Origin of the sequence: Clostridium sp. (assembly GCF_051656525.1) — a bacterium.
Classification (GTDB): Bacteria; Bacillota; Clostridia; order Clostridiales; family Clostridiaceae; genus Clostridium.
Genome location: NZ_JBOGCC010000268.1, coordinates 1 through 2,387, shown reverse-complemented (window position 1 = coordinate 2,387; position 2,387 = coordinate 1). Strand labels below are relative to the sequence as shown.

The 2,387-nt window shown below is 29.2% G+C and carries 3 protein-coding genes; 2 read left to right on the top strand and 1 reads right to left on the bottom strand.

All coding sequences use genetic code 11. From position 1 onward, the window contains the following. Positions 1 to 901 (top strand): NCS2 family permease (locus ACRDDY_RS13100; RefSeq protein ID WP_438565385.1); only part of this gene is annotated, 901 nt, incomplete at its 5' end. A gap of 348 nt (positions 902 to 1,249) precedes the next feature. Then, a complete protein-coding gene (gene zupT / locus ACRDDY_RS13095; RefSeq protein WP_438565384.1) occupies positions 1,250 to 2,050 on the top strand; it encodes a zinc transporter ZupT in 801 nt (266 codons plus the stop codon). Between the two features lie 62 nt (positions 2,051 to 2,112). Here zupT and ACRDDY_RS13090 read toward each other — a convergent pair. Continuing rightward, on the bottom strand, positions 2,113 to 2,387 hold a 275-nt coding region (locus ACRDDY_RS13090), incomplete at its 5' end, for an HAD family hydrolase (RefSeq protein ID WP_438565383.1).

The following is a 2,387-nucleotide window of genomic DNA, read 5'->3' as shown; positions in this document are numbered from 1 at the left end:
AAATTTAAAAATAGGAATTGGAGCTGTTGTAGGAATATTTTTAATTCAATTGGGATTTGGCTCAGCAAAACTAATGGATCTTTCAAAAGGTAAAATCGCCATTGGAAACTTAAAATCTCCTGAAACAATTTTAGCTATAATAGGTTTATTTATAATTGCCGCTTTAATTGTTAAAAAAGTTAAGGGAGCTATACTAATTGGAATTTTGTTAGTTACTATACTTGGAATTCCTTTAGGAATAACTAAAGTTCCAACATCACTGATGTCTTTACCTCCATCAATAGCTGACGTTTCATTTAAACTAGATTTCTCAAAGGTTCTAAGTATAAAGTTCTTACCTATAATGTTTGTTTTCTTTGTTGGAGACTTTTTTTCAACTTTAGGAACACTATTAGGTGTTTCAGAGAAAGCTGGACTATTAGATAAAGATGGAAATCTACCAAATATTCAAAAACCATTTTTAGTTGATGCTATTGCCACAATTGTTGGTGCTGTTTTAGGTACAACTGTTGTTACAACTTATGTTGAATCTGCATCCGGAGTTGCCGAAGGTGGAAGAACTGGATTAACTTCTGTAACTACAGGATTAATTTTTTTAACAGCTCTATTTTTTACTCCAATTGCTTTAATGATTCCTGCCATTGCTACAGCACCGGTACTTATTATAATCGGAATAATGATGCTTGAATCTTTAAAAGGAATTGAATATGGAGATTTTTCAGAATCATTTCCAGTATTTTTTATGATAGCTACAACTGCCTACACAAGCAGTATTTCAAATGGAGTTGGTGTTGGTATTATAGCTTATGTATTTTTAAGAGTTTTAATTGGAAAAGCAAAGGAAATTCATATTGGACTATATATTCTTAGTGCTATTATGATATATTACTTTATAAGATAGTTTTTCATAAGAATAGGACATTTATGTTCTATTCTTTTTTTAATTACTTTTATAACTTTAAGACCATATTTAAAGTATTTCACTTGAAAAATAAACGTAAATATCTACTTTTTCATTTTTTTGGACAAAAGTTAATTTTTTTAACTCTCTAATTTTGAATTTAAAACGTTCGTTTGAATTTATCCTTATAAAGGTAGAATTACTTATAAAATCAACCTAAAGTGTTCAAAACCATCTAAAATGCCATTCAAATATTTGTATTACACTCTCTTTTTATTTTACTTTGACTTTCAAATATTTTATTGATATAATCAATGTGAAATGAATTTTATAGAAAGAGGTATTTATATGAACAATATTTTATTTGCATTCCTTTTAACACTCGGTGCTGGATTATGCACTGGAATTGGAAGCTTTATTGCATTCTTCTCTAAAAGAACAAACATAAAATTTTTATCAGTGACACTTGGATTTTCTGCAGGTGTTATGATATATGTTTCATTTATAGAGATTTTCCCCACAGCTCAAGAATCACTTATTAAATTTGCAGGAGAAAAAAATGGAACAATTTTTACTGTACTTGCCTTCTTTGGAGGAATGCTTTCAATAGCTTTAATTGATAAATTAATCCCAAGTTATGAAAATCCTCATGAGGTAAAAAATATTGAAGATATCAATGATAAAACACTGGAGAAAAATAGAAGTTTGCATAGAATGGGAATCTTCTCAGCATTAGCTATTGGTATTCATAACTTCCCAGAAGGATTAGCAACTTTTATGAGTGCAATAGATAACCCCACTCTAGGAATTTCTATCGCAATAGCAATAGCACTGCATAATATTCCAGAAGGAATAGCTGTATCAGTCCCTATTTATTTTTCAACTGGAAGTAAAAAAAAGGCTCTTATGTACTCCTTTTTATCAGGAGTATCAGAACCTCTTGGAGCAGTAATTGGATATTTAATATTACTACCTTTTATGAATGATTTAATTTTCGGTATAATTTTTGCTGGAGTCGCAGGTATCATGGTCTTCATCTCCTTAGATGAACTACTTCCTGCAGCAGAAAAATATGGCGAACACCATTTATCTATCTATGGACTAATCAGCGGAATGATTGTTATGGCAACTAGTTTACTTATGTTTTAATAATTTTTTAAAAAAATAAAAATCCAAGATAGATATTTTTTCTGTCTTGGATTTTTTTTATTTTATATTTTATAAAAGTTTTTCAAAAATTTTGCTACTCCATTGTTATCATTAGTTTCGGTGATATACTGAACTTTGCTTTTTAAAACTTCATGAGCATTTCCCATGGCTACTCCTACTCCAGCTAGTTCTAACATTTCTAAATCATTATGAGCATCTCCAAAAGCTATACACTCTGACATTTCAATTCCTTTTTCTTCCAAAACATTCTTTAATGTTAATCCTTTATTTACATCTTTATTAAGAATTTCTAAATATTTATCTTGAGAATATGTAA